This is a genomic window from Micromonospora sp. WMMD956 (assembly GCF_029626125.1).
GTDB lineage: Bacteria > Actinomycetota > Actinomycetes > Mycobacteriales > Micromonosporaceae > Micromonospora > Micromonospora carbonacea.
Window position 1 is genome coordinate 4,166,875 of the sequence record NZ_JARUBI010000005.1, and the last position, 26,455, is coordinate 4,193,329.

General features: G+C 72.5%; 23 protein-coding genes. 9 read left to right on the forward strand and 14 right to left on the reverse strand.

Annotated elements, in window-relative coordinates:
- Positions 1–29: 29 nt before the first annotated feature.
- Complete coding sequence (locus O7628_RS18955) at positions 30–476, reverse strand: hypothetical protein (protein ID WP_278132393.1); 447 nt, start codon at positions 474–476, stop codon at positions 30–32.
- 1,032 nt (positions 477–1,508) lie between these two features.
- Here O7628_RS18955 and O7628_RS18960 point away from each other — a divergent pair.
- A complete protein-coding gene (locus tag O7628_RS18960) occupies positions 1,509–2,093 on the forward strand; it encodes a MerR family transcriptional regulator (protein ID WP_278132395.1) in 585 nt (194 codons plus the stop codon).
- Positions 2,094–2,169: 76 nt separating this feature from the next.
- On the opposite strand, the gene O7628_RS18965 is transcribed toward O7628_RS18960, so the two are convergent.
- The 3 genes from O7628_RS18965 to O7628_RS18975 form a co-directional block, all read right to left on the reverse strand.
- A complete protein-coding gene (locus tag O7628_RS18965; RefSeq protein WP_278132397.1) occupies positions 2,170–3,192 on the reverse strand; it encodes a glycoside hydrolase family 11 protein in 1,023 nt (340 codons plus the stop codon).
- Between the two features lie 402 nt (positions 3,193–3,594).
- The gene (locus O7628_RS18970; protein ID WP_074478397.1) at positions 3,595–4,056 is read right to left on the reverse strand and encodes an S-adenosylmethionine decarboxylase; all 462 of its coding nucleotides are present in this window, start codon (positions 4,054–4,056) and stop codon (positions 3,595–3,597) included.
- Positions 4,057–4,092: 36 nt separating this feature from the next.
- Complete coding sequence (locus O7628_RS18975; protein WP_278132399.1) at positions 4,093–5,292, reverse strand: nucleotide disphospho-sugar-binding domain-containing protein; 1,200 nt, start codon at positions 5,290–5,292, stop codon at positions 4,093–4,095.
- Between the two features lie 229 nt (positions 5,293–5,521).
- Between O7628_RS18975 and O7628_RS18980 the strand changes: the two genes are divergently transcribed.
- Complete coding sequence (locus tag O7628_RS18980; protein WP_278132401.1) at positions 5,522–6,475, forward strand: aldo/keto reductase; 954 nt, start codon at positions 5,522–5,524, stop codon at positions 6,473–6,475.
- A 127-nt stretch (positions 6,476–6,602) separates the two neighbouring features.
- Here O7628_RS18980 and O7628_RS18985 read toward each other — a convergent pair whose 3' ends face one another.
- The 9 genes from O7628_RS18985 to O7628_RS19025 form a co-directional block, all read right to left on the reverse strand.
- Positions 6,603–7,784 carry an endonuclease/exonuclease/phosphatase family protein gene (locus O7628_RS18985; RefSeq protein WP_278132402.1) on the reverse strand — a complete coding sequence of 394 codons (1,182 nt, stop codon included), beginning with the start codon at positions 7,782–7,784 and terminating at the stop codon, positions 6,603–6,605.
- The gene (locus O7628_RS18990) at positions 7,781–8,839 is read right to left on the reverse strand and encodes a glycosyltransferase family 2 protein (protein WP_178063551.1); all 1,059 of its coding nucleotides are present in this window, start codon (positions 8,837–8,839) and stop codon (positions 7,781–7,783) included. The genes O7628_RS18985 and O7628_RS18990 overlap by 4 nt, the downstream gene beginning before the upstream one ends.
- Before the next feature lie 44 nt (positions 8,840–8,883).
- Positions 8,884–9,873, reverse strand: a complete 990-nt coding sequence (locus O7628_RS18995; protein ID WP_246384437.1) for a UbiA prenyltransferase family protein — start codon at positions 9,871–9,873, stop codon at positions 8,884–8,886.
- An 18-nt stretch (positions 9,874–9,891) separates the two neighbouring features.
- Positions 9,892–10,941 (reverse strand): NAD-dependent epimerase/dehydratase family protein, encoded by a 1,050-nt coding sequence (locus tag O7628_RS19000; protein ID WP_074478530.1) that lies wholly within the window; start codon positions 10,939–10,941, stop codon positions 9,892–9,894.
- Positions 10,938–12,266 carry an aspartate aminotransferase family protein gene (locus tag O7628_RS19005; RefSeq protein WP_219825083.1) on the reverse strand — a complete coding sequence of 443 codons (1,329 nt, stop codon included), beginning with the start codon at positions 12,264–12,266 and terminating at the stop codon, positions 10,938–10,940. Before O7628_RS19005 ends, O7628_RS19000 begins: the two co-directional genes overlap by 4 nt.
- Before the next feature lie 204 nt (positions 12,267–12,470).
- Complete coding sequence (locus O7628_RS19010; protein WP_278132408.1) at positions 12,471–13,454, reverse strand: lysylphosphatidylglycerol synthase domain-containing protein; 984 nt, start codon at positions 13,452–13,454, stop codon at positions 12,471–12,473.
- Complete coding sequence (locus O7628_RS19015) at positions 13,454–14,461, reverse strand: glycosyltransferase family 2 protein (RefSeq protein WP_074478408.1); 1,008 nt, start codon at positions 14,459–14,461, stop codon at positions 13,454–13,456. The genes O7628_RS19010 and O7628_RS19015 overlap by 1 nt, the downstream gene beginning before the upstream one ends.
- Positions 14,462–14,722: 261 nt before the next feature.
- Positions 14,723–14,956 carry a hypothetical protein gene (locus O7628_RS19020; RefSeq protein ID WP_278132409.1) on the reverse strand — a complete coding sequence of 78 codons (234 nt, stop codon included), beginning with the start codon at positions 14,954–14,956 and terminating at the stop codon, positions 14,723–14,725.
- 40 nt (positions 14,957–14,996) lie between these two features.
- The gene (locus O7628_RS19025; RefSeq protein WP_278132410.1) at positions 14,997–15,707 is read right to left on the reverse strand and encodes a BTAD domain-containing putative transcriptional regulator; all 711 of its coding nucleotides are present in this window, start codon (positions 15,705–15,707) and stop codon (positions 14,997–14,999) included.
- 202 nt (positions 15,708–15,909) lie between these two features.
- On the opposite strand from O7628_RS19025, the gene O7628_RS19030 reads away from it, so the two are divergent.
- The 7 genes from O7628_RS19030 (at position 15,910) to O7628_RS19060 (ending at position 25,471) form a co-directional block, all read left to right on the forward strand.
- Positions 15,910–16,860: a UbiA family prenyltransferase gene (locus O7628_RS19030; protein ID WP_278132411.1), complete on the forward strand. Its 951-nt coding sequence runs from the start codon at positions 15,910–15,912 to the stop codon at positions 16,858–16,860.
- 108 nt (positions 16,861–16,968) lie between these two features.
- Positions 16,969–18,051 carry a sensor histidine kinase gene (locus O7628_RS19035; RefSeq protein WP_278132413.1) on the forward strand — a complete coding sequence of 361 codons (1,083 nt, stop codon included), beginning with the start codon at positions 16,969–16,971 and terminating at the stop codon, positions 18,049–18,051.
- Positions 18,048–18,731, forward strand: coding sequence for a response regulator transcription factor (locus O7628_RS19040; protein ID WP_074478413.1), 684 nt, complete (start codon positions 18,048–18,050; stop codon positions 18,729–18,731). The genes O7628_RS19035 and O7628_RS19040 overlap by 4 nt, the downstream gene beginning before the upstream one ends.
- A 153-nt stretch (positions 18,732–18,884) precedes the next feature.
- Positions 18,885–20,138, forward strand: coding sequence for an AMP-binding protein (locus tag O7628_RS19045; protein ID WP_278132416.1), 1,254 nt, complete (start codon positions 18,885–18,887; stop codon positions 20,136–20,138).
- A 345-nt stretch (positions 20,139–20,483) separates the two neighbouring features.
- Positions 20,484–21,842: an RICIN domain-containing protein gene (locus tag O7628_RS19050; RefSeq protein WP_278132417.1), complete on the forward strand. Its 1,359-nt coding sequence runs from the start codon at positions 20,484–20,486 to the stop codon at positions 21,840–21,842.
- A gap of 171 nt (positions 21,843–22,013) precedes the next feature.
- Positions 22,014–23,249 carry a hypothetical protein gene (locus O7628_RS19055; RefSeq protein WP_278132420.1) on the forward strand — a complete coding sequence of 412 codons (1,236 nt, stop codon included), beginning with the start codon at positions 22,014–22,016 and terminating at the stop codon, positions 23,247–23,249.
- A 404-nt stretch (positions 23,250–23,653) separates the two neighbouring features.
- Positions 23,654–25,471: a hypothetical protein gene (locus O7628_RS19060; RefSeq protein WP_278132421.1), complete on the forward strand. Its 1,818-nt coding sequence runs from the start codon at positions 23,654–23,656 to the stop codon at positions 25,469–25,471.
- 71 nt (positions 25,472–25,542) lie between these two features.
- Here the strand turns inward: O7628_RS19060 and O7628_RS19065 are convergent, their stop codons facing one another.
- Positions 25,543–26,370, reverse strand: a complete 828-nt coding sequence (locus O7628_RS19065) for a DUF72 domain-containing protein (RefSeq protein ID WP_278136352.1) — start codon at positions 26,368–26,370, stop codon at positions 25,543–25,545.
- Positions 26,371–26,455 lie beyond the last annotated feature (85 nt).

The following is a 26,455-nucleotide window of genomic DNA, read 5'->3' on the forward strand; positions in this document are numbered from 1 at the left end:
CACCTGCTGTCGGTCGAGCGGGTTCGGGGTCAGCCGATGGTCAGGAACCGGAACGCGGTCGCCGGCCCGTAGGCGCCGCAGTCGATCCAGCTGTACCAGGAGCCGACCCCGACGTAGGCGAGGTTGTACCAGCCCAGGCCCGCGCAGTACACGCCGAAGCTGACCGAGCCCGAGTACACGGTGTAGTAGGCGTCGACGCGGTTGGGCGCGTAGTAGTACACGCTGTAGCTGTAGGACGCCGTCGGCCCGAACACCGAGTCCTTGCCGAGCACCTTGGCCCCGGTCGGCGCGGCGGTCGGCGCGGCGGCCGAACCGATCGCGGCCTGGGTGCCGCCGGTGGGCGCCGGCTTGGGAGCGGCCTGGGCGGGCGCGGCCACCGCGGTGGCCGCGAAGACCATCGCTACCGCCAGCGTCAGCTGGAGCAGGAGAGTGCGGATGCTCTGGCCGTCGCGCCGGAGCTTGGTCGGAACGTTCATCCTGGGACCTCCATGGAGCCCTCGTGGGGGACGGACACCGACAAGCATCGGCAGCAATCGGCGAGGCGCAAATAAATGGAAGCGATCCTTTCCACGACATGCGGCGAGGTGAATGTGCGGGCGATTCTCCACTCAGCCGATCATCCTTCGGTGGTGGTCCGAAGGGTTGGTCGGATCCCCCCTTTCAACCCATCGGCCGACAACTGTTCGGCGGGTGTCGGATGATGCGTCGAATTCGACGAGCGGGATCAATGTGGGCGAATGCTTGGTTGCTGGGCCGGTGTGGACGTCGTCGGCTCGGATGCGCGGATTCCCTCGGTTGGGCACGGGCGGCGGACGACGCAAGAATTGCGCGGCGTGGATAATTGACCCGCCGGGGTTGACGCCGTCCGGTTGTCCGTCGAGGCGTGGGAACTCGGCGGCGCGCGCGGCCGGCCCTGCTGGTCCCGGCCGCGTTCCGCGGGCTTTCCCGCAGGTGTCCGGGCGGGGGGCGGTTTCTCCGCCTGGCCGGAGGCGCTCGCCTCGCCGGAGGCTGCCGCGGGCCGGGCCGGGTGTATCCGGGTGTGACCAAAGAAGTGACATTGCGCCGTAGGGCCTCTTTGGGTCGCGAAGCGCCGCCGGGTATGCATCACGAACATCGCGGGGTGGCGTGTTGTGCTCGGTCCGGGTGTCTTACGCGTATCGCCGGGTCGGCCGGTTGGTGGCATTCGTCCAGGCGTGGGCGGCGGGCGCGACGAACGCCTGCCGAGCCCTTTATGTTTTGCTTATAGCGGCGCTGCCACAATCACGGTCCGGGGGATGGGGAATGTCGTCCGACGGGCTCCGGCGTAAACCACTCGGTGTGGGCCCGGCGGGCTGCCCGGTCCCCTCCGTCGGCGTCGGTGGGTCCGTGCCGACGGTCGGCGATCCGTCGATCTCCCGGACGTGCTGCCGTGCTCCGGAGGGAGGTGGGCGGGCCGAGGCTCACCGGGCCCGGCCGTCATCCGGGCGTCGGGCTGCTGCGGCAACGAGCGGAGGCAGGGGATTGTATTGATGACCATAGATCAGCTCGCGGCCGAGGTCTGGCTCACCCCGCGGACCATCCGCTCCTACCACACCCGTGGGTTGTTGCAGCCGCCGAACCGGATCGGCAGGACGCCCTACTACGACCTTCCCCACCTCAACCGGATGCGGACCGTGGCGCTCCTGCAAGGGCGGGGCCTCTCCCTGGAGACGATCTGCGCCCTGCTCGACCCGGACGGGGTGATCGGCAAGTTCATCCTGCCGGAGCGGACGATCGACCAGGTGCTGCGCGCCGACCCGAGCCTGGTCCGCCCGTTGATCGACAGCGGCGTCCTCCTGCCGCGTCCGGACGGCGCGTTCGGCGTCCGGGGCGCCCGTGCGGTGCTGGCCGCACGGGTCGCGAGCAGGCCGGACGCTCCGCTGACCGAGGTGCTGCACGTGCTCGCCGGCTCGGTGACCGCGATCGCGCCGCTCGCCGACGAGCTGCTCAGCCGGGTGGGTGCGGAGCTGCTCCGCCTGGTGCCCGGCGGCGTCTCGCACCGGGAGGAACTGCTCGACCTCGTCGTCGAGGCGTTGCGGGTCGGGCTGCAGACCATGGCCACGCCGACCCCGTGAACCGCGCCGCGTGCGGCGACGGGTGGCGCGCCGGCTCGGCCGGCACGCCACCCGTCTGGTACGTCCAGGCCGGGGGTCAGCCGGTCCGGCAGGTGACCGTCGGCCAGTTCCAGTTGCCGTTGGCCATGATCGTGATGCCGAAGTTGTTGCCGTTGCCGTTCGGCCTGGCGGTGACGGTGCCGGTGGTGCCGCTGACCGAGGCGTTCCAGCTGTTCTGGATGCTCTGGCCGCCGCCGAGGCCGAGGCTGACCACCCAGTTGCTGGCACCGCTGACCGCCACGTTCAGGTTGAACCGGTCACCCCACTGCTCGGCGGGCGACAGCACCGCGGTGCAGTTGCCACCCGCGGGCGGGGTGGTCGTCGGGCCGCTGGTGGGGTTGCCCCCGCCGCCCTCCCAGACGGTGACGTCGGAGCTGCCGCTGCTCTGGTAGCCCTCGGTGGCCATGATCTGGTAGGCGTGGTTGGTGCCGAGGTTGAGGCCGGCGCGGGCCCAGGCGTCGAAGTGGTTGGCAGTGGTGATGGTGCCGCTGCTCCGCTTGTTCTGGCGCACGCTCCAGTACTGGTAGAACGTCTGGTTGCCGTCGATCGACGGGGCGTTGACCCGCAGGCTGCGCAGGATGTCGTAGGTGCCGCCGTCGGTGGTGACCGTGCCCAGCCTGGTGGCCCCGGTGCTCGGGTTGTAGTTGCCGAAGTTCTCCACCACGTAGTACTCGATGAGCGGGTTGCGCGTCCATCCGTACAGGGCGAGGTAGGTGTTGTTGTTGCCCGGGTTGTAGTTGGCCGAGTAGCTGACCGTCCGTCGGGTGCCGGTGGCCCAGCCCTTGCCGCCGACCCAGTTGTTGGTGCTCCGGTCCCAGCTGCTGCTGTAACGGCCGTCGGCGCGCAGCGTCATGCTGGCGTTGCCGCTGTCCTTCCAGAACGAGAAGTAGTAGCCGTTGTGCGTGCCGGTGAGGTTGGCGGTGAGGGTACGGTCGGCCTCGGCGTACGCGTTGGGCGAGGCGATGAACGTGCCGGTGACGGCCAGCGCTGCGGCGCACGCGGCGCCGAGGAGGAGCCGTAGGCGGCTGCCCCTTCGCGGTCTGGTCGAGGTGTGGTTCATGTGCGTGTTCCTCCTCGTGACAGCTGGTGGTGGCCAGCGCCGCGGTGCGACCCGGCGGGCTGTCGACGGCCAGGCGCGGCAGCCGGTCGGTCGGCGTCTCACCACACGGTGGGCGGGCGGTCCTCGGGCACGACCGGGACGGGGTCGCGGGGGATGACATCGACAGCATTGAGAACCGTCGATGACGAACGTAGGACGCCGACTTCGGGTCTGTCAACGACTTTCCGAAATATTCCCGAAACTTCTCCTCCTTCGATTCGAGGCCGGGGGGTGGCTCCGGCCGGCTGCCGGCCGCGTGCCGGGGCCGCGTTCCGCATGGTCATGCGGTGCCGCCGGGTGGGAGCGGCGACCCGGATCCGGATTCTCGAAACTTCCGGAACCACCCCCGTCCACGCCCGGTCGTCAGGCGCTCACCGCCGCGAGCCGCTGACCGCGCCACAGCCGGACCGCCGGCCCGAGCGCGCGGGGCCAGTTCTCGCCCCGGCGGGTCAGGGACCGCTCACTGATCTCGAACCCGCCCACCAGCCCGGCCAACTCGTCGAGGACGTCGGCCTCGCGGAACGGCTTGCAGGAGAAGATGTTCACGAACACCTCCCGCAGCCCCGGATAGGTGTGGATGGCGGCGTGCGACTCGGCGAGGATCACCACGGCCGACTTGCCGGCCTGGTGCGGCGGGCCGTCCTCGCTGGCGACCAGCGGCCCGGCGATCACGGTCATGCCGATGCGGGCGACGAGGTCGCGCATGAAGGTGTGCAGGGCCTCGCCGTCGTCCAGGGCGCGCGTGTCGGTCACCGCGGACAGCCGCAGGGTCAGCTCGTCCCCGTAGTGGTCGTCGGTCGGATGGTCACCAGGGTGCCCGGTCATCGGTCGGTTCTCCTTGTCGGTCGGAGGTCGGTGGGGTCAGCCGGCGCGCGACAGCAGCCGGACCGGGTCGGCGGTCAGCTCCTGCATGATCGAGACGACGCGGGACGGCCCGGTCGGCGGCGCGGCGGCCCGGGGGGGCCGGGACGGCCGGACGGTGCCGGCGCGGTCGACGAGCTCCCGCAGCCGCTCCGGCCGCCAGTCGTCGTCCCCGCAGTTGGCGGCCAGGCCCTGCCGGGCCAGCATGTCGGCGAAGTACTCGCGCTCCGGGTCCCCGCCGGGAAAGACCAGCAGCGGCACGCCGGCGTGCACCGCGCTGGCGAGCGTGCCCCGGCCACCGTGGCAGAGCAGCGCCCTGGCCCGCCCGAGCAGGTTGCGCAGCGGCAGCAGCGGCCACGCCTGCACGTTGCCGCGCGGCGACACCCGGGGCGGGGCCGTGTCGGTGCTGCCCGAGGCGATGAGCACGTCGACGTCCGTGCCCTCGAACGCCGCGAGGCAGTGCCGGTAGTACCAGTCGGCGTCCATCGGCGGGCCGCTGGTGTAGGCCAGCAGCCCGCGCTGCCCCGGCCGGGGCCAGTCCGCCGGCCCGGTGACGAGGTGCCGGTCCAGGGACGCCGCGGTGAGCTGGCCGACGTACTCGCCGGTGCTGTGCCGCGCGACCAGCGGGTCCATCTCGGGCGACAGCGGGTAGACCAGGCGGGTGCTCCAGGTGAAGAGCACCTCCGACAGGGACTGGGGCTCCGGCGCCCGGCTGCGGCTCAACGCCGGCCGGAAGGCGGCCAGCGCCCGGGTGTCCACCGGCGCCCACCCGTCGCTGCCCCGCCCGAAGAGCCGGTGGTCCGGCCAGGTGACCGGGGTGACCACGGGGATGCCGGCGAGCGACCCGGCGACCACGGTGGTCAGGTCGTAGTCGTGGAACAGCACCTGCACCCGGCGGGCCCGGAACTCCCGCAGCTGCGCGGCCAGGACGGTCTCCACCAGGTCGGCGTCGGCGTATGCGGACCGGGACAGCAGGTCGTCCAGGCGCAGGGCGGTCGCCGCGTCGGGGTACGGCGCGGCGTCCGGCCCGGGGATCGGCACCGCCGGCACGCCCAGCCGGTCCAGCAGCGGCCGGAAGTGTGGGCTGGCGAACAGCACCGGCGTGTGCCCCGCGAGGCGAACCGCCTCGTACACGGAGAGCACGGTGGAGACCGAGCCGAGGCCGTACGACCACACGCCGGGAACCAGGCCGACCCGCATGGTGTCATCCTCCTTCCGGGCGCCGCACCGGTGTGGCCGGTGCCCTGCGGCGACTGTAGGAAGCCGGCGACGACGGCAACAAGGTGGCGACGTCCGCCGCCGGCACAGATGCGCCCTGGGTGCCATCTGTCCTGCGCCGAAGGTCGTAGATATCGATCCGGAGCGGGCCTGCGGCGGGTCGTCGTCCCTATCCTGGGCGCGACGATCCGTCACACTCTGGGAGGGACTCATGAGGCAACGCGAGTTGTCCGGCGGCGCGGGGATCCAGGTCAGCCAGCTCTGCCTCGGCGCGATGGCGTTCGGCACCGAAGTGGACGAGGAGACCTCGTTCGCGATCCTGGACCGCTTCGTCGAGGCGGGCGGCACCACCATCGACACCGCGAACTGCTACTCGTTCTGGGTCCCCAACGGGGTCGGCGGCGAGAGCGAGACGGTGCTCGGCCGGTGGCTGGCCCGCCGGGGCGGCCGGGACGGCCTGGTGCTGGCGTCGAAGGTGGGCTCCGGGCCGGGGGCGAACGGCGGGGCCGAGGGGCTCGCCCCGGAGGTGATCCGCACCCAGCTGGCCGGCTCGCTCCAGCGGCTCGGCGTGGACCACCTGGACCTGTACTACTCGCACCGGGAGGACCGCGACACCCCCGACGAGCAGACCCTGGCGACGTTCCACGAGGCGGTGACCGAGGGGAAGGTCCGCACGCTGGGGGCCAGCAACCACGCCGCCTGGCGGCTGGCCGAGACCCGGGCGTTGGCCGAGGCGCGGGGCTGGACGCCGTACACGGCGGTGCAGCAGCGCTACTCGTACCTGCTGCCCCGGCCGGCGACGGCGCTGCCCGAGGGTGGGCACGTGCACGCCAGCGACGAGCTGCTGGACCTGGTCCGCAGCCGGGGGCTGACCATGTTCGCGTACAGCACCCTGCTGTGGGGCTCGTACACCCGGCCGGACAAGCCGCTGCCGGAGCACTACCAGCACCCGGGCACCGAGCGGCGGCTCCAGGCGCTGCGCGAGGTGGCGGACGAGCTGGGCGTCACGGTGAACCAGGTGGTGCTGAGCTGGCTGATCGGCGGGGAGCCGGCGGTCGTACCCATCGTCGGGGTCAGCTCGGTGGCCCAGCTCGACGAGGCGCTCGCCGCGGTCGACCTGGACCTCCCGACCGAGCTGCGCAAGCGCCTCGACGAGGCCTGCTGAACCGGAACCGCGTCGGCGACCGGGCAGGGGATTCCCCTGCCCGGTCGCCGTGTGTCCACGCAGAAACCCCGTCCCGCTCCCCGGTCGGGGGAGCGGGACGGGGCCGGCCGGTGGCCGCGCGAGCCGGTCAGCCGGCGCCGGCGAGGGAGACGGTGAAGCGCTGTCCGAGGTGGTCGGAGAGGCCCTGCGGGCCGACCATCCGGTAGTCGTGGGAGCGTACCGGGCCGGAGACGAACGCCCAGTCCAGCCGCCACCACGGCTTGCTCTCCGGCCAGGACGCCGGGTAGAGCCGGCCGCTGGCCTCGGCCACGTCGGCCATCCCGGCGGCGAGGTCGTGCAGTTCGCCCATCGCCGAGGTGGCGTTGAAGTCGCCGGCGACGAGCTGCCCGTTGCCGTTGCCCGCCAGGTCGGCCCGCAGCGCCCGGTAGTGGGCCTGCCGGCGGTCCTCCTGGGCCCGCATGAACTCGGTGAACTCGGCGTCGGTCGGGTCCATCGAGATGTCGAGCTGCACCGGCACGTGCACGTTGTAGACGGAGAGCACCCGGCCGTCGACGAGCACGTCGGTGCGGAGCACCTTGTGCCGGTAGTAGTCGCCGAAGTCCGAGTCCGCCGGCACCCCGTGCCGGACCGGGTCGGTCAGGTACGGCAGCCCGTCCAGGGCCCGCGAGGCCACGATCGGAAGGCGGGACATGGTGAGCAGCTCCCCGACGGCCACCACCTGGTAGCCGGGGAAGAGGCGGCGCAGCTCGGCGACGTGGTCCACCCGGACCGGACGGTGCCGGTCCAGGTCCCAGCCGACGTACTCCTGGAGCAGGTAGACGTCGGCCTGCTGGGCGGCCAGGTAGTCGTGGAAGCGCTGCGGGTCGGAGCCGTCGTACCAGTACTCGGTGTTCCAGGAGAAGACCCGGACCGCGCCGGGCGGGGCCGGGGTGGCCCCGCCGGACAGCGCGGCCGGGTTCAGGCCGGACACGTCGAACCCGATGGCCAGGCAGCACACCGCGGCGACGGCGAGCCGGGCGCGCGCCGGCCGGGCCAGCGGGGCGAGGGCCAGCAGCAGCAGCGGCACGGCGACGAAGACCAGCGGCGGCATCAGCTCGACGGGCCGCCACCACCAGTGCCCACCGGTGAGGGACAGGAACGTCAGGAGGAACACCGCCCAGCAGGCGGTGAGCGCGGCGAGCCAGCGGGCCCGGCGCGGCCACCCCGGCCTGCCCGGGTCGCGGCGTCGCGGTGCGGCGGGGGTGATGACCCCGGGGGTCCCCGGCGCGGCGGTGGCCGCGCCGGGGACGGGGTCGAGCAGGAGGCTCATGCCGTGGTCCCGACCATCGTCGGGGACGACGGGGTGCGGGCGGACGACCACTCGGCGTCGTAGAGCCGGCGGAAGTCGCGGGACACCAGCCACTGGAGGGCGCCGACCGCGATGCCGGCGGCGATCGCCACGTTCGTGCCGAAGGCGACGGCGGTGAACACGGCCAGGAACGGCAGGCCCTTGCGGCGTCGCACGTGCCGGTACATCTCCGCGTCCGCCGACAGCGAGATGCCGAACAGGGCGGCGGTCAGCAGCAGCCAGGCGGGGTGCAGCACGGCCAGCGGCAGGCTGGCGAGCACGCCGAGGGCGGCCACCGTGCCGAAGGAGCGGGCCGGGCTCTCGAAGCCCTTGGCGAAGCGCCGCCGCCGGGCGAACAGCGGCACCCGCAGCCGGGCCCGGCGGTAGAGCTTGTGCAGCAGCGGCCACAGCTCGTCGTCGTCGTCGTGCCAGCCGCGGACCTGGTCGGTGACCATGATCTGGTGGCGGGCCGACATCCGCTCGCCGTAGTCGACCTCCTCGGTTTGTCGCAGCCGGGGGTTGAACGGCCCGACCTCCTCGAAGACCCGGCGGGGGATCGCGGTCAGCGACGAGAACAGGAAGCTGACCTCGCCGAGGGACGCCATCCGCCAGCAGTACGCCTGGAGCACCCGGCACTCCTCGACGATGCTGTCGCGGATCAGCGGGTCCTCCTCGTAGATGCCGCAGACCGCGCCGTACTCGGGGTGGGCGGCCAGCTCGGCGACCGCCAGCTCCACCGCGTCCGGGCGCAGCGCCACGTCGGAGTCGACGAAGAAGAGGATCTCGCCGCGGGCCGCCGCGGCGCCGGTGTTGCGGGCGACGGCCACCCCGCTGTTGCGCGGGGTCTGGAGCACCGTCACCGGCCGCTGACGGGCCTTGGCCAGCGAGTCGTCGGTGCTGTGGTCGTCGACCACGATCACCTCGATCGGCTGGTAGGTCTGCCCCAGCGCGGCGTCGATGCACTTGCCGATGGAGTTGCCGTAGTTGTAGTTCGGGATGATCACCGAGACCAGCGGGTTCGCGGTCGGGGTCGTCATGGGGCTGTCTCCTCAGGAGGGGTGGGTGAGGTGGGTCGGGATCGTCAGTGGGCGAGGGCGAGCAGGGCCGGGTGTTGGGTGACGAGCAGGACGCCGCCGATCAGCACGCCCCACAGCAGGGCGTTGACCAGCATCGCCCGGTCCTTCAGCAGCACCCGGGTGGGTTCGCCGCCGTCACCGTCGACGACGACCACCTGGAGGTAGCGGGCCACCGCGAAGAGCGCGAACGGGGTCGAGCCGACCAACGCCAGCGCCTGGTACGGGGTGGGGATGGTGGCCTGCACGTGGCCGAGGAAGCCGCTGATCGCGACCGCGGCGCAGAGCACGATCAGCAGGTCCAGGTACTGCACCGAGTAGCCGGCCAGCGAGGGGCGGTGGGCGCTGCCACCGACGGCCATCTCGTGCCGCCGCTTGCCGAGGATGAGCAGCAGGCAGAGGGAGAAGACGGCGATCAGCAGCCAGCTCGACACGGCGACCCCGGCGGCCAGGTAGCCCTGCACCACCCGGAGCAGGAAGCCGCCGGCCACCACCAGCACGTCCAGCAGCGGCAGGTGCTTGAGCCCCCTGCTGTAGGCGACGTTGAGCGTCAGGTAGGCCGCGAGCGGCCACCAGGGGAACGCCGGTCCGAACGCCACCGCCGCGACCAGCGCGGTGGCGATCAGCGCGCCGAAGGCGTACGCGGCGGGCACGCTCACCCGGCCCGAGGCGATCGGCCGGTTGCGCTTGGTGGGGTGCGCCCGGTCGCGGTGCCGGTCGTAGACGTCGTTCCAGACGTAGACCAGCGCGGAGACCATGGTGAACAGCAGCACCGCCCAGCTCACCCGGCCGAGGAGACCGAGGCCGAGCCGAGGGGTGTCGATCAGCACCAGCGGCACCACCAGCAGGTTCTTCGCCCACTGGTGCGGCCGGATCAGGGTGATCAGGTCACGCACCAGGTTGCGGTCGGTGGCGGGGGAGTCGGTGGCCCGGGCCGCCGTGGGGGCGGCGGCCGGGGCCGGCCGGTCGAGGGTCGGCGGGTCGACGAGGACAGTCACGGTTACCTCCGGTGCCGATCAGAAGATGGCCTTGGCCAGGCCGAGGGCGCCCTGCTTCCAGGGGTCCCGGCTGGTCCGGCCGGACGAGGTCGGAGCGGCGGTGCGGTTGTTGGCCCGCCACCAGTCGTAGGTGCGCAGGATGGCGTCGCGGTTGGACAACCGGGGGGTCCAGCCGAGGACGTCGCGGGCCTTGTCGACGCTGACGTAGGAGTCCGCCCGCAGCTTGTGGATGAGGCGTCCGTAGACCGGGGAGAGCTTGAGCCGTTGCAGCAGCTCCAGCGCGGCGACGGCGGGGCGCACCGGCACCGAGACCACGCGCTTGCCGTGGCCGGCGGCGTCCAGCACCGCCTGGAAGTCCTCCCGCAGGGTGGCGAACTGGTCGGCGGCGATGTTGAAGGTGTCGTTGGCGACATCGTCCGGCGCGTGCAGCACGGTGCGTACCGCGTCGACCAGGTCGTCGATCGCCAGCATCTGGATCCGCACGTCGCCCTTGCCGAGGACCGGGAAGTTGCGGCCCTCCTCGGCCCACTCGAAGAGCATCGAGAACAACCCCATCCGGCCAGGCCCGAGGAACGTCTTGGGCCGCAGCATCGGCAGCACCATGCCGGCTGCGCGGTACCGCTCGGCGACCTCCTCCGCGCCGGCCTTGGCCCGGCTGTACGGGTCGACCGGCTCCCGCGGGTACTCCTCGGTGGTGGGCACCACGTTCGGCAGCCCGTACACGGCGGTCGAGGAGACGTGCACCACCCGGGCCGTTCCGGCACGGGCGGCGGCGTCCAGCACCGTCTCCGTGCCGCCCACGATGATCGAGCGGATCTCGTCCTCGGGGTAGCTGGGCAGGGCGGCCGCGGTGTGCACCAGGGCATCCGCGCCGGCCAGGACGGCACCGACCCTGGCCCGGTCCCGCACGTCGGCGACCGTGTACTCCACGCCCCGCACCGGCTCGATCGGGTCACGCACGTCCAGGCCGCGCACCCGCCAGCCGTCGGCGGCCAGCGCCCGCACCAGGTGCCCGCCCAGCATTCCGCTGCCGCCGGTCACCACCACCGTCTTTGCGTTCTGATTCACCACAGCGACGACACCTTCTCCTTGACGAAACGGGTGACCAGCCGGGGCAGGCCCTGGGCGAGGGTCTGGTCCAGGCGGTCGAGGAAGTGCTCCACCTCGGCCGTGCCGGTCACCAGCGACGGGCCGACCACCAGTGGGTTCTTGCCGTTGAGCGTGTAGTACGTGTAGATGTCGTGGTCCCGGTAGAGGGCGCTGATGACCGCGCAGGTGACGAGCTTCGTGCCGAACTGCGGGTCCTTGGCCAGGCCGCCGGGCGCCAGCTTGGTGACCAGGTCCAGCACCCGTGGCGCGTCCAGGAACACCCCCCACAGGGCGCCCGCGCCCCGGACCTCGGCGATCGCGTCCGGGTGCTCCTTGGCGAGCCGGGCCAGCCCGGGACCCAGGACCCGCTCGATGTCGCGGGCCCGGGCGGGGAAGTCCTCCTCCACCGCCACGTTGATCGCCTCGATCGCGGTGGCCGTCTCCTCGCCGAAGCCGTAGTAGGTGGTGCTGGTGCTCTGCAACAGCGCGTCGTTGAAGCTCTCGTACGCCTTGTGGAAGATCGGCCGCCGGGCCACGTACGCGGAGATCGAGGACTTGCCGCCGCCGAAGGACTTCGACGTGGTCACCACGTCCGGGATCAGCCCCGGGTAGCGCATGAAGTAGAACATCGTGCCGGTCTTGCCCCAGCCGGTGTAGATCTCGTCGAAGATCAGCACGATGTCCTCGCGGGTGCACAGCTCGCGCAGCCCGCGCAGGAACTCCTCCGAGCACCAGCGCATGGTCGAGGCGCTGAACGGTTCGATGAGGATCGCGTACACGTCGCACTTGCCCCGGCGGTCCCGGGTCGCGTCGACGGCGGCCTGGACCGCGGCCAGGTCGTCGTACGGGAAGCTCACCACGCCCGGGATGCCGGGGAAGGTGAAGTGGTTCTGCGAGCTGCCGGTGAGGCTGCCCGAACCGAGCAGCTTGCCGTGGAAGCTGATGTCGCTGCGCATGATCGTGTTGCGCTTGCCGCCGTGGTACTTGTAGGCGAGCTTGACCGCGCCCTCCACCGCCTCCGCACCGGAGTTGGGCAGGAACGACATGTCGAGGTCGCCGGGGAGCACGGCGGCCAGGTTGTGCGACAGGGCGGCCAGGTACGGCGAGAAGTAGGTCTTGTGCACCTCCATCCGCTGCTGCTGCTGGAAGCGCTGCCGGGCGGCCAGGATCCGGGGGTGGTTGTGCCCGTGGTTGAGCACCCCGACGCCGCCGGTGAAGTCCAGGATCCGCCGGCCGTCCCGGGTGTGGATCCAGGGGCCCTGGGCGTGGTCGACCAGCTCCCGGCCGAAGCCGAACGAGGTCATCAGGCTGACCTGGCTCTTGTTGACGTGCTTGCGGTAGAGGTCCTGCACCTCGGCGACGGAGAGCTGCTCCGCGTCGTCGATGGTCAGTAGCTCGGTCATGAGGGGTCCTTTCCGAAGCGGGGTTTTCCGGAGGCGGTGGTGGTGGAGCGGTGGCGGTGGTGGTGGAGCGGTGGCGGTGGTGGAGTCGGCGGGTCGTGCCCGGGGTCAGCCGGGGGTCGGGGTGAGCCGGGCGTCCGCCCCGGCGGGCGGGGTGGCGGCGCGGCCCCTGGCGGCGAGCCGGTCCGAGACCGTGACCGTGAGCAGCGCCAGGCCCGCCGTGAGCACCTCGGCGAGGGTGCTGAGCACCCGGCTGGCCACCGCCGCGGTGACCGCCGCCGGCAGGGGCAGGACGGTGGACAGGGCCGCGACCACCAGCACCTCCCGCACGCCGGCGCCGTCCGGCACGAAGATGGCGAACGTGCCGGCGGTGGTGGCCAGGGCGAACGCGCCGACCGCCGCCGCCAGGGCGGCGCGAGCGTCCGCGCCGAGCAGCACCGCGACGACCCACAGGTGCATCCCCGAGAGCACCCAGGACAGGGTCTGCCACCCGATCGAGCGGCGGACCTCGGCGGGCCGGTGCAGCGGTGCCGGCTGGGGCCGGCGGGCGACCCGGGCGGCCAGCCGGACCAGGGTGTCGAGCAGCCCGGGCCGGACGGCCAGCACCACCAGCAGGGCGACCGGCAGGAGCAGCCAGGCCAGCCCGGCGCCGGTGCCGAGCACGGCCGGGGCCACCAGGAGCCCCACCGCGCCGCCGGTCAGCAGCACCACGACCAGGTTCACCAGGTAGGTGCCGGCCATCCGTCCCCGGCTGACCCCGGCGGCGTCGCCGAGCCGGAGCTGGGCGAGCAGGCCCCACAGCCGGCCCGGGACGAACTTGCCGAGGAACCCGACGAAGAACATCCGGACGCCGGTGCGGGACGGCACCTCCGCCCCCACCGAGGCGAGCGTCAGCGTCCAGGCCCGCATGCCGCAGAGCAGACCGGCCCCGGTCACCAGCAGCGCGGCCAGCAGCCACCCGGCGGTGTCCGGCCGCAGCAGCCGGCCCAGCGTCGACCAGTCCTGCCCGCGCAGGGCCAGGGCGACGCCGCCGATCACCGCGACCACGAAGACCGCCGTGAGCGCCGTGCGCCACGCCCGCCGCCTGCCCATCACCGACCCGCCGCGAGGGGTAGCGGGCGGGGGCTGCCGGTGCCGCGCAGCCGGGCGACCAGCCCGGCCGCCGCGCCCACCACGATGGCGAGCTGGGCCACCAGGTGCACGCCGACGAACCAGGCCAGGAAGGCCGTGCCGCGCTCGCGCCGGACGAACGGCAGCAGGCCCGGGTCGGCGAGCAGGAAGAGCCCGAAGCAGGCGAGCGGCACGGCGAGTAGCGCCGGGTGCAGCAGACCGAGCGGCAGGGTGGCCAGCACCAGCGGGGCGGCCAGCACGCCGAGGGCGGGATTGACCGCCACGCTGCCGGCGCGCATCCGGTGCGCCCCGGCGAACGCCGCCAGCGGCAGCGAACGGCGGTACTGCTCGCGCAGCATGTCCCCGAACCGGGCGCAGTCGTCGTGCCGGCCGACCACGGTGTCGGTGAGCCTGATGCCGGTGACCCGGGCGAGCCGCTCGCTGTACTCGACGTCCTCGGCGTCGCGCAGCTCCTCGTGGAACTGGCCGGCGGCGAGGAACGCGGAGCGCCGCACCGCGGCCAGCGCGAAGATCGCGGTGTTGACCCGGCCCACGCTGCGCCGCCGCCACCAGTGCGCGTGCAGCACCTTGTAGTGCTCGATCGGCCCGTCGTCGTAGAGCGGCTGGGTGTCGTAGGTGCCGTGCACGCAGCCGCAGGAGGGATCGGCGGCGAGCACCGCCAGGGCGTTGGCGATCGCGTCGGCCCGCAGCGCCACGTCGGAGTCGACGAAGAAGAGGATGTCGCCGGTGGCGGCCCGCGCGCCGATGTTGCGGGCCGCCGACACGCCCCGGTTGCCACCTCCGTCGACCACCCGGCACGGGTACCGGGCCGCGATGTCGCGGGACCGGTCGGTCGAGCCGTCGTCGACGACGATGACCTCGTACGGCCGGTGGGTCTGCGCGAACACGGCGTCCAGGCACGCACCGAGCGTCTTCTCGTAGTTGTAGTTCGGTATGACGACCGAAACTCTCTGCCCATCAGCGGCCATTCGGCCTCTCCCCCTCACTCCCGACGCCGTGGTCGACGTCGATGAATACCGGTGCCAACGACGTTAGGGACATCGATTCCTTTGGCCAAGGTGGCGCATCCTCATTCGGGTGGGATTTCCTCGAAGGTGGAAGGTCCATCTACGACCATCAGCGCATGGATTTTCTCCGCAGTGGCATTACGGCAGAGAAAGGGGCGCCCCGCACGTCTGGCACGACGTGCGGGGCGCCCTCGGTCAGGGTGGCGCGGGTGCGGCTGGGGCTCAGTTGCGGTGCGCGGTGTAGAGCAGGATCGGGGGGCAGTCGTCGGCGATCGCCCGCACGCTCCGTCGCACGCGGTGCAGGGCCTGCCGCCACCGGCTGCCCAGCGAGCGGCGGGCGGGCGGCGTCGGGCCCGGCGTGGGGTCCGGCGTCGGCGGGCCGGCCGGGCGCCGGTCACCGGCGGCCCGGGGCGGCGCGGACGGGGTCGGGTGCTCCAGCGGGGTCGTGATGGTCATGCTGCTCCCTCCATGGATTGCGGTCGGTTCCTTCCGGTGGTCACACCTGCGCCAGCCGGCTCTGGGCGAGCTCGTCCCAGCGCAGCGCCGCCCCGGTGATGCCGAGCCGGCGGTGGCAGTCGGCCAGGACGGTGAAGGCCGCCGGGTCGTACGGGTCCACCTCCAACGCCCGGCGGTTCCAGCGGATCGCGGCCCACCAGTCCCCGGTTTCCAGGGCCAGGTCGCTGAGGAGCCGCAGGGCGTGCAGGGCGCGGACCCGACACCACTCCCGCTCGGCCACCGCCCACTCCGCGTCCTGGTTGGGCAGCAGGTCGCCCCGGTAGACCTCCAGCGCGCGCCGCAGGTGCCCGGCGGCCAGCGTCCGGTCGCCGCCGGCGACCGCGGCGGTGGCGGCGGTCATCCGCCGTTCGAAGGTGGCCACGTCGATCCGGAGGTGGTCGGCCTGGAGCAGGTAGCCGCCGTCCACCGAGGCGATCCGCACCGGCGAGTGCCGTTCGCCCGGTGCGCAGAGGGCGCGCCGGGCCCCGTGCACCGCGGCCTTCACCGAGGTGACGCCGGCCGACGGGGGCAGGTGCGGCCACAGCGCCGAGCGGAGGGTGTCCCGGCTGACCGGTCGGCCCCGGTGCAGCAGCAGGTATTGCACGAGCGCCTGGGACTTGCCGGCCCGCCAGTTGGTGACGGGTCGGCCGTCGATGGTGATCCGAAATCCGCCGAGCAGTTCGGCGCTCGACGTGACTGCGATGTCTGACATAGTGTTCCACCACGCTCTGTCGTCCACTGGGCTGTGGGTGCCCTGCCGACCGTAAATAGCCTGCGCGGCGGAGGCCAAGGTGGCGCAGTAAATGTGGCCACGGAAGTGTCAATAGGTAGTAGGGGGTCTGCTACCTACGTCGTAGGCGTAAGTGAGTGGGTCGGGTGAACCGGGTAACGCGTTTCACCTCCACGATATTCACATGACCTACCACTCGGGAATTCGGTTCGACCGGTACACCCGGTCCGTCGGTGTCGTGCGGCCGTCGTCGGTGGCGGTCTTGGAAGGCTGCCGGCACGTGGTGGCGAGTTGGCGGGAGGCACGCCCCGTCGTCCAGGTCGTCTTCCAGCTTCGCTTCCTCGCGGGTGCGGCCGTGGCCGCACCGCAGGCGGTGCTGACCCGGCCCGGCTCGCTGCTGGCCGGCTCGTTCGCCTGGCTCTGCGCGACCTGGTTCGTGTACCTGCTGAACGGGCTCTCCGACCAGGTCGAGGACCGGCGTAACGGCTCGCCGCGACCGCTCGCCACCGGGGCGCTCCCGATCGGCGTGGCCCGGCGGATCGTGGTGGCCCTGGCCGGGCTCGCCCTCCTGTCGGCGGCGACGGTCTCGACGCGCCTGGTCGGGCTGGTGGCGCTGATGTTGGCCCTCGGCTGGCTCTACTCGGCCGGTCCCCGGCCGCAGAAGGGCAACATGTTCGGCTTCGTGCTGGTGGTGGTGTCGGGTGGGATCGTCACCTACCTGGCCGGCGCCGCCGCATCGGGCGGGCCGGTGGGCCCGGAGCTGGTCGTGCTGTCGGTCGCGATGTCGCTGTGGATGGCGCTGGGCGGCACCACCAAGGACCTCTCCGACGTGGCCGGTGACCGGGCGGCCGGCCGGCGCACCCTGCCGGTGCTGCTGGGCGACCGGGCCGCCCGCCGGTTGATGGCCGTCCTGGTGGTGGTGGCCGGCGGCGTGCTGCTGTCGGGCGCCCTGGTGGTGGCCCCGGTGCTGATCCTGCCGGCGGTGGTGCTGGCGATCGGCGCGACGGGGGTGGTCGGTTGCCTGCTCACCGGGGCCGGCGCCACCGGGCGTTGGCTCCAGCGCCGCCCCTACCGGCTCTTCATGGCCAGCCAGTACGCCGTGCACCTGAGCGTGCTGGGGTTCCTCCCCGCCTGACGGCGGTGTCGGAAGTGGACGGTTATCTTCGTCACTGCCCGCCAAGGGTCTACGCTCCGCTACAGGCACGCTACCGTGGTAGCCTCTGGCGAGACAGCGGGGGGGTCCGTGGCGAATCCGTACGCGATGCAGCCCGTGGCCGAGGCCGAACTGTCCTCGATGGCGCGCGAGATCGTCGAAGCGTTTCAGCAGTCACTGCATCAGCAGGAAAGTGACCTGGCCAGCGGTCCCGACGTCCTGGCGCAGCTCGCGGCACAGGTGCAGGCGGTGCTCAGTGACGTCGCGGCCCGGGTGTCCATGACGGAGGCGCCACCGATGGATCTGGTCGGCGAGGCCCGGTTGTTCGCCGTCGACATCGGTGCCGACCGGGCCCGGCGCGGCATCCACCCGGTCCAGTCGCTCCGCGCCGCGACCACGCTCTTCGAGGTGATGTTGCCGATCATCACGCGTGGCCTGCCGGCCGCGGACAGCGCCGGGGCGCTGCGGCTCAGCCGTGCGCTGCACGAGGCGATCATGGCGCGGGTCGCGCTGGCCTCGCTGTCGTACGTGGGCTTCCTGATGGAGAAGCTCCAGGCGTCCCGGCAGGAGGAGCGCACCCGGATCGCCCGCGAGCTGCACGACCGGGTGCTGCACGAGATGGGGCTCACCCTGCACCGGCTCGACCTGCACCGGCACTACGCCGACCGCGACCCGGAGCAGGCCCGCGCCAAGATCGACTCGGCCATCGAGTCGCTGGACGAGGCGGTCCGCACGGTGCGCGGCCTCTCCGCCGAGCTCCGTCGTTCCGTGGGCGAATACGGCCTGGAGCGCACCCTGCGCGGCTACCTGGAGGCCAACGTCCCGCCCGCGGTGCAGTTCTCGCTGGTGACCAACGGCGATCTCAAGGTCCTCCCGCCCGACGTGCTGGAGGAGCTCTACCTGATCCTGCGGGAGGCCGCCCGCAACGCGTTGCGGCACGCCGAGCCGAGCCGGCTGGACATCACGGTGGACGTGGGGGACAACGCGGTGGCCGCCATGGTGGTCGACGACGGGTGCGGCTTCGACACCACTGATCCGGAGCGCGCCCGGGGCGGCCTGCCGTCGATGTTCGAGCGGGCCCTGTTGCTGCACGGGCAGGTCGAAGTGATCAGCGCGCCCGGTCAGGGCACCCGCGTCGAGGTGCGGATCCCCTTCGCCGAGGCGGGCCTGTGACCGACGCGGATCGGCCCCAGATCCGGGTGTGCCTGGCCGACGACCACACCCTGCTGCGCGACGGCATCCGGGAGATGCTCTCCACCGAGCCGGAGTTCGCGGTGGTCGGTGAGGCGTCCTCCGGCCCGGAGGCGCTGGCCCTCGTGATGCGCCTGCGCCCGGACGTGCTGCTGCTCGACGTGGAGATGCCGGGTCCGGGCGCGGCGGCGGTGATCCGGCAGGCCCGGCGGGTGGCGCCGGAGACCCGGGTGATCGTGTTGACCATGCACGACGACCCGGACATGGTGCACGATCTGTTGGAGGCCGGTGCCGTGGCATACCTCCTCAAGACGATCCTGCGGGACGACCTGGTCGCCGCGGTGCGCTCGGTGGTCCGCCGGCCCACGCAGAGCGTCCTGCTGGCGGTCTCCCGCGAGACGGTGGAACGGCTGGACCGGCAGAAGCCGCGGACGAACGGCACGCCGTTGACCTCGCGGGAGCTGGAGGTCCTCCGGCTCACCGCGGAGGCGATGAGCAACGCGCAGATCGCCAGCCGGCTCTTCATCACCGAGGCGACGGTCAAGCGGCACCTCACCAACATCTACGCCAAGCTGCAGGCGGTGTCCCGGGTGGACGCGATCCGCAAGGCGACCGCCGCCCGGCTGATCAAGCCGATGGACGACCGGCCGAGCGCCCGCTGACGACCACGACACGCATCGTGAGGCATGACCGAGCCATGACCGGGGTCCCCTAGGTTGGTTCGGTCGGATGTCGTCGAGGTTTCGCCCGGTGTTCTCCCGGCCTCGCGCCGGCGGAATGTATGCCGGGCCAGTCTCCGGAACTGGGAGAGCCGCATGTCTCGGTGGAGGGAGTCCCGCTACTTTCAACTGGTGGTCAGCCAGGCCCGGGATTTCGCGGTCTGGCCCATCGGTCGACGGCCGCCCGCGGGGTGGCGGGTCGTGCCGTTCGCCGGCACCATCCAGGCCTGCGGCCGGCAGGTGGCGGAGCTGACCGGCGTGTCGCGGGCCGGCGACGCGGCACGCTCCCTCGCGACCGACGTCAGCCTCGTCGGCCTGCTCCGCAAGGCGGCGGGGGAGCAGCCCGATGCGCCGGCGCTGTGCGTCGGCGACCTGCGGCTGTCCTACCGGCGGTTGTGGGAGTCGATCGACGACGCCGCCGACCGGCTGGCCGCCGCCGGCGCCGGACCCGGCAGGCGGGTGGCCGTCGTCGGCGAGCGCGCCGAGGACCTGGTCGCCGCGGCGCTGGCGGTGCTGGCGGCCGGAGCCACCTGTGTCCTGTGCGTCGGCAGCCGCCCGGACGCGGCGGTGCGGGAGGCGCAGCCGGAGCTGGTGCTGACCCCGGCGGGAGCGGCTGCGCCCGACGGCTGGCCGGTGGTCCGGCAGCGCTGGCGCAGCGTGACCGGGGCGTTCTGGCAGGCCCATGGCCGCACCGGGCCGGCGATCGGCGCGCCGCCGGGAGAGGAGTCCGGACCGTCCCTGGTGGTGCCGCTGGCCGACGGCGCGGTGGGGGTGGTGTGGCGCGGTGCGCAGCTGAGCTGGTTGTCCGGGGCCTGCGGCCTGCCTCCGTCGGCCCACGGGGACCGGCTGAGCGTGCCGGCCTCGGCGGGCCCGCTGGTCGGCGTGGTGGCGGCGACCCGCGCGCTGCTGACCGGCGCGGAGCTGCTCCTGCCGGCGGCGCAGGCGCCGGGAACGGGCGGCTGGGGTGACGACACGGCGGGGCCGGCACGGTGGTCGCTGCACATCGACCGCAGCACCGGCCCGGCCGAGAGGACGGAACTGTTCGGCTTCGCCGAGACCTCGATGATGGCGGCGGTCGCGCCGGAGGGCGAGGTGTTGACGCCGCTGCCGCAGCACCGGTGGCACGTCCTCGACCCCGGCTTCGGGCCGGTGCCGACGGGGGAGGTCGGGGAGCTGTTCCTGGGCGGCCCCATGCTGGCCGTCGGGTACCTCGACCGGCCGGACCTGACCCTGGCCCGGTTCCTGCCCGATCCGCTGGGCGGGCCCGACGGCAGCCGGATGTTCCGGACCGGGTGTCGGGCGCGGTGTCTGCCGGGCGGCGGGTTCGTGCTCGTCGACGGGGAGGACTGAGCGCGGGTCGACCGGCCGCAACCCGCCGGACATGGCATTGACATATCTCACTCGATGGCTCTAGGGTCTTGCCGAATCGGTTCGACGCCAGCGGACGGTCCGGGTTGCGTCCGGCTCCGCGCGGTGCGGATGCCGTCGACGATTCGAAGACCACCTGGTCCTGCCTGGGCAGCGAGACCGGAGATGGAGCCTGCGGACGCGGAGCCGGGCACCGCGGGCACGTCGTGCGCCTCTCCCGCGTTCCCCCAGTGGTGGGCGTGATCGGGAGCGGCAGTCGTGGCGTCAGGGGGATCGCCGTGGCCCCCGCACCCGAAGCAGTCCGAGCCGAGTGGCAGGAGCCCATCGATGGCGAAGCGCAGACCAATTCTCGGAACCATCGCGGCGGCGGCGATCCTCGTCGCCGGCGTGAGCGCGACGGCGCTGGCCGGAGGCCTGAGCGGAACCGCCTCGGCCGCGGGCGTCGGGGCGGCCGCAGCGACCGCGGGGTGCGGCAAGGCGCCCACGTTGACCAGCGGCCAGCGGTCCATCCAGAGCAGCGGCCAGAACCGCAGCTTCATCCTGCGGATCCCCGACAACTACGACCGGAACCACCCCTACCGGTTGATCTTCGGCTTCCACTGGAACGGCGGCACCGCCAACGACGTGGACTCCGGCGGGACGGACGGGGCGGCCTGGTCCTACTACGGGCTGCGCCAGCAGGCGAACAACAGCACGATCTTCGTCGCGCCCCAGGGCAACGGCAACGGCTGGGCCAATCCCGGCGGCCAGGACGTCACCTTCGTCGACGACATGATCAGGCAGATCGAGGCGGACCTGTGCGTCGACACGACGCAGCTGTTCGCGCTCGGCTTCAGCTACGGCGGAGGCATGAGCTACTCGCTGGCCTGCTCCCGGGCGACCGTCTTCCGCGCCGTCGCGGTCTACTCGGGCGGGCAGCTCAGCGGCTGTAGCGGCGGCACCCAGCCGATCGCGTACATGGGGATCCACGGCATCGGGGACCCGGTGCTCAACGTCTCCGCCGGCCGGTCCCTGCGCGACACGTTCGTGCGCAACAACGGGTGCACGGCGCAGAGCCCGCCCGAGCCGAGGGCGGGCAGCCTGACCCACATCACCACCACCTACTCCGGCTGCCGGTCCGGCTATCCGGTGGTGTGGGCCGCGTTCGACGGCGGTCACACCCCCGGCCCCGTGGACGGCGGCGGCGACAGCGGGGTCCGGACCTGGACCAAGGGCGAGGTGTGGCGGTTCTTCACCCAGTTCGACGGCACGGGCCCGAGCCCGTCGCCCACCGTCAGCCCGACCACGCCGCCGCCGGGCGGCACCACGCCCGTCCGCAACTCCGCCGCCGGCCGGTGCCTGGACGTCAACGGCGCCTCGCAGACCAACGGCGCCGCGGCGATCATCTGGGACTGCCACGGCCAGAGCAACCAGGCCTGGACCTCGACCGCGGCGCAGGAGCTGCGGGTCTTCGGCGGCAAGTGCCTCGACGTCAACGGCGGCGGCACCGCGAACGGCAGCTCGGTGATCATCTGGGACTGCAACGGCCAGTCCAACCAGCGGTGGCGGTTCAACGCCGACGGCACGATCACCGCCGTCGGTTCGGGCCGGTGCCTGGACCTGGTCAGCGGCGGCACGGCCAACGGAACGCGCACCCAGATCTGGGACTGCACCGGGGCGGCCAGTCAGCGGTGGAGCCGCAGCTGAGTCGCTGAACGTCGCGGACGAAACGGTGGATCCGGCGGGGCCCCGGCAGGCTATACATTGACGATAGTCGATTCATAAGGTCAACTTGTCGACGTGGTGGGCCGCTGGCGGCCTGCCGGGGCAACGCCGCCTCCGCCGTACAGGAACGACGTTTTGTGGGGAGAGCAGGACATGGACGGACATCAGGACGGCCGCCGGTGGGCGCGATGGGGGCGGGCGGCGCGGACAGCCGCCGCGGCGGCGGCGGCAGCCATCGGGATCGCGGCGCTCGCCGTCGGAGTCACGGCGGGCCCGGCCACCGCGGGCACGGGCTCCGCCGAGCGCGGATCGCCGAGCGCCGCGCTCGCCGCCGCGCCGGTGGCCCGGGTGGCCGCGGGTAACGCGCACACCTGCGCGATCCCCGCCGACGGGACGGTGTGGTGCTGGGGCGACAACCTCAGCGGCCAGCTCGGCGACGGGACCACCACGAACCGCACCACCCCGGTCCAGGTCGGTGCGGCCACCACCTGGGCGCGCATCGACGCCGGCACCAGCAGCACGTGCGGGGTGCGCACGGACGGGACGCTGTGGTGCTGGGGCGGCAACTCCAACGGGCAGCTCGGCGACGGGACCTCCACGAAGCGCACCACCCCGGTGCGGGTCGGTGACGCCACCGACTGGGCCAACGTCAGCGTCGCCGCCAACCACACCTGCGGCGTCCGGACCAGCGGCACCCTGTGGTGCTGGGGCCTGAACCGCAACACGCAACTGGGCACCGGTTCGTCCCCCTACTGGACGACCACCCCGTTGCAGGTCGGCACGGCGACCACCTGGGCGAGCGTCTCCACCGGATACGCGCACACCTGCGCCGTGCGCACCGACCGGACCCTGTGGTGCTGGGGCGACAGCACGGACGGCCAGCTCGGCCTCGGCATCCTCAGCTATCGGTCGACGCCGACGCAGGTGGGGACCGCGACCAGTTGGGCCGGCGTGACGACCGGCTACGCGCACACCTGCGCGGTCCGCACCGACGGGACCCTGTGGTGCTGGGGCGAGAACGGGTACGGCCAGCTCGGCGGCGGCACCGGTTTCCAGACCACTCCGGTCCAGGTCGGCACCGCCGCCACGTGGGCCAGGGTCGACGCCGGCGTCGACACGTCGTGCGCGGCCCGCACCGACGGCAGCCTGTGGTGCTGGGGCAACAACAACTCCGGGCAGGTCGGCGACGGCACCACCACCCACCGCAACACCCCGACCCGGATCGGCACCCTCACCACCTGGACGGACGGCTTCGCCGTGACCTACCACGGCTGCGCGATCCGCACCGACGGCGGCCTGTGGTGCTGGGGCAACAACATCTCCGGGCAGGTGGGCGACGGCACTACCGTCAACCGGTCGACCCCGGCGCAGGTGGTCGTGCCGGCCTGACCGGAAGTCCCGTTCTTCTCCGCCGCGCGGGCCCTGGTCCGGGTGGCGTACCGGCGGAAAGGCCCTGGCCTGGGGTGTGAATCACCAGGCCAGGGCCTTCTTCTGTTCCCCCGAACCGGCAGGGCATTCGCCGGTGCCATTCGCGCCCACCGGGGGGACGGCTGACAGGAGCAGTCGTCGGCGGTACGCTGTGGGCGCTCGGAATCCGAGCGGCATATCCAATTCTGTCATTCAGCCGGATTTCTGTCGGACTTCCGGCAGTGATGCCGTCGACCGTTTACCGCGACCGCGTTCGCGATCCCTCCGATTACGGTGAGTGTCGCTTTAGTTGTGTCCGGTAATCGTCAATGCATCGTGACGGAGAGATTGTGTTGGGAGAGAGGGCATTGATGCATCGGCCCAGAATGTCTAGATGGCGAATGTTCTCCGCCGTCGCGCTCGGCGTCCTGCCGGTCCTTGCCGCCGCGCCGTCCGTCGCGGCGGTTCCCGGGGAGGCGGAGCGGCTGCCGCAGGCGTCGACGACCTTTGAGCACGAGTTGCTCGGAAAGGCCGTTCCCGACGAATGTTTCGCCGGCATCGGACAGCCCTATCCCGCCGGGCCGCCGTGCGCGCAGGGGCAGGCCAAGGTCAACCAGGCGTACGTATGGTCGCTCGCCCAGGCGAACAATCGCCTCTGGTTCGGCACCGGAGCAAATGTTAACTGCATCGTAACGGGGTCGACGCTCTCCCTGCCGAACCCGCGGCTGAACGACGACTATGTCTGCGAGTTCGCGAGCAGTCAGATTGTCGTACAGAATCCGACCATGCCGACAAACGTGGGCGATCACCGGCAGCCCCGGGTGTACGTATACGACCTGGCCTCCAAAGTGCAGACGGAGAAGACCAGCGTCATCACGAACGCGTCGGCCGACGACGCGTCCCGGCTGAAGAGGACGCTGGGCCTGCGGGCCGGCGGAACGCACCAGGGTGTCGTCCTGCTCGCCGGGCCGGCCCTCGGCCAGACGGTCAACATGTTCGCGTTCGACACGGCGACCGGCGATTACCTCGGGTCGGCCAACTTCACCAAGTACGGCAACATCCGCCACTTCCTCGTGGCCGGCGACGTCCTCTACGCGGGCGTCGGGGTCGGCGCCAACGGCCGTGACGGCGGGTACATGCTGCGCTGGGCCGGCGACCGGACCAACCCGTTCAACTTCGTCGAGGTCGGCAAGCTGCCCGCCCAGATCGCCGACCTGACGGAGCACGACGGCCGGGTCTTCGTCAGCACCTGGTCGGCGGCGACCGGCGGCTCGCTCGCCGCGCGTTCGACGGCCCGCACCGGCTGGGGCCGTCCCGGCGTCACGCCGGCCGACGAGCCCAACCCCGCCGTCGCCGGCGTCTGGATGAGCCCGCCGCTGGCCGACGGCGCGCCCGGCCTGACGGAGGAGGACACCGTCGGCTGGAAGCAGGTCTGGAGCGCGGCGTCCTACGAGCCGGACCCGGTCATCGCCGGCACGTACGGCCTCGGTGCGCTGATGTCCTACCAGGGCTACCTCTACTGGGGGACGATGCACGTCCCGATGAAGTCGACGAGCGTGGTCGCCGACCTGTACCCGCCGGCCGACGAGACCGCGGCGCGGACGATGCTGGAGAACACCCAGCGCCCGGTGAGCATCTTCCGGGGCAAGCGGTTCGACACCGACCGGGAGAAGGTGGAGCTGCTCTACGGGGAGCGGGTGCTGCCGGCGTACGACCCGACGGCGAACGAGGGCGCGGGCGCCTGGAAGTGGACCCCCACCGGCTACAAGCCGAAGTACGGCCACAGCGGGTTCGGCAACGTCTACACCAACTACACCTGGACCATGGCCGTCGCCGGCGGCCGGCTCTTCGTCGGCACGATGGACTGGAGCTACCTCGCGAAGGACCTGCTGCCCGAGGCCGCGCGGCAGATGGGCTTCGCCAACGCGGCGCGCGGGCTGAGCGACGACCTGGACCCGATCGAGATCGACCCCGAGCTCTACGGCGGCGACCTGTACGTGTTCGAGTCGAGCCTGCGGCCCGCCACCGCGGTCGACACGAAGGGGATGGGCAACTACCTCAACTACGGCTTCCGCACCATGGTCGCCGACGGCTCGACCCTGTACCTCGGGATGGCCAACCCGATGAACCTGCGTACCGACCCGACCGACGACGTTCCGGAGGGCGGCTGGGAGCTGATCAAGCTCACCCCCACCGGACACTGAGCGGCAGCGGTGGGGCCGCCCGGCGCGTCCGGGCGGCCCCACCGGCTCTCGTCCGGGGGCGGCCCCGGTAATCAGAAGAGGGTGAGGGGCTCGACCGGCACCGGCTCGGGCAGCGCCCCGAGGCCGGGCACCCGGGCGCGCACCTCGTCGTGGAACCGGCGGGCGAGCGCCGGCGCGTCGGCGTTGTCCGGGGTGTGCACGAACACGGTGGGCGAGCGGCCCTCGCGCAGCCAGTCGGCGACCACGTCGACCCAGCGCCGCCAGCCCTCGACCGTCCGCCCGGGGTCGTCGCGGCCGAGGTACCGGACGATCGGCCGGTCGGTCAGCGCGCGGGTCCGCAGCGGCAGGCGCGGCTTCCGCGTCCACGCCTCCCGCTCCGCGTCGCTGGTCGGCGGGCTCGCGAAGAACGCGGTGGTGTCGAACGGGATCCACTCGGCGTCGGTGCCGGCGAGCGCCTCCTCGAGCAGCCGCGCCGCGTGGGCGTCGGCGAAGAACGCGGGATGACGCACCTCCACGGCCTGCCGGTGGGCCGCCGGGAGCCGCCGCAGGAAACGGGCCAGCGCGGGCACGTCGGCGGGGGCGAACGAGCCCGGCAACTGGACCCAGAGCGCGTGGGCCCGGGGCCCGAGCGGCTCGATCGCGTCGAGGAACGCGCGGAGTTCGGCGTCGGCGTCGGCGAGGCGGCGGTCGTGGGTGACGAGCCGGGGCAGCTTGACCACGAACCGGAAGTCCGGCTCGGTCTGCCGCGCCCACGACGCCACGGTGTCCCGGCTCGGCGTCGCGTAGAACGTCGTGTTCCCCTCGACCGCGTCGCACCAGCCGGCGTAGTGCCGCAGGCGCTCCTGGGCGGGCGACGGGTGCGCCAGGAAGCGCCCCTGCCACGACCGGTGCGCCCACATCGCGCATCCCACGTGCAGCCGCATGGGCCGACCCTATCCGGGCGCGCCGGGCCGGGGTCCGCCCCGGGTGGCACGGCTCCCCGGA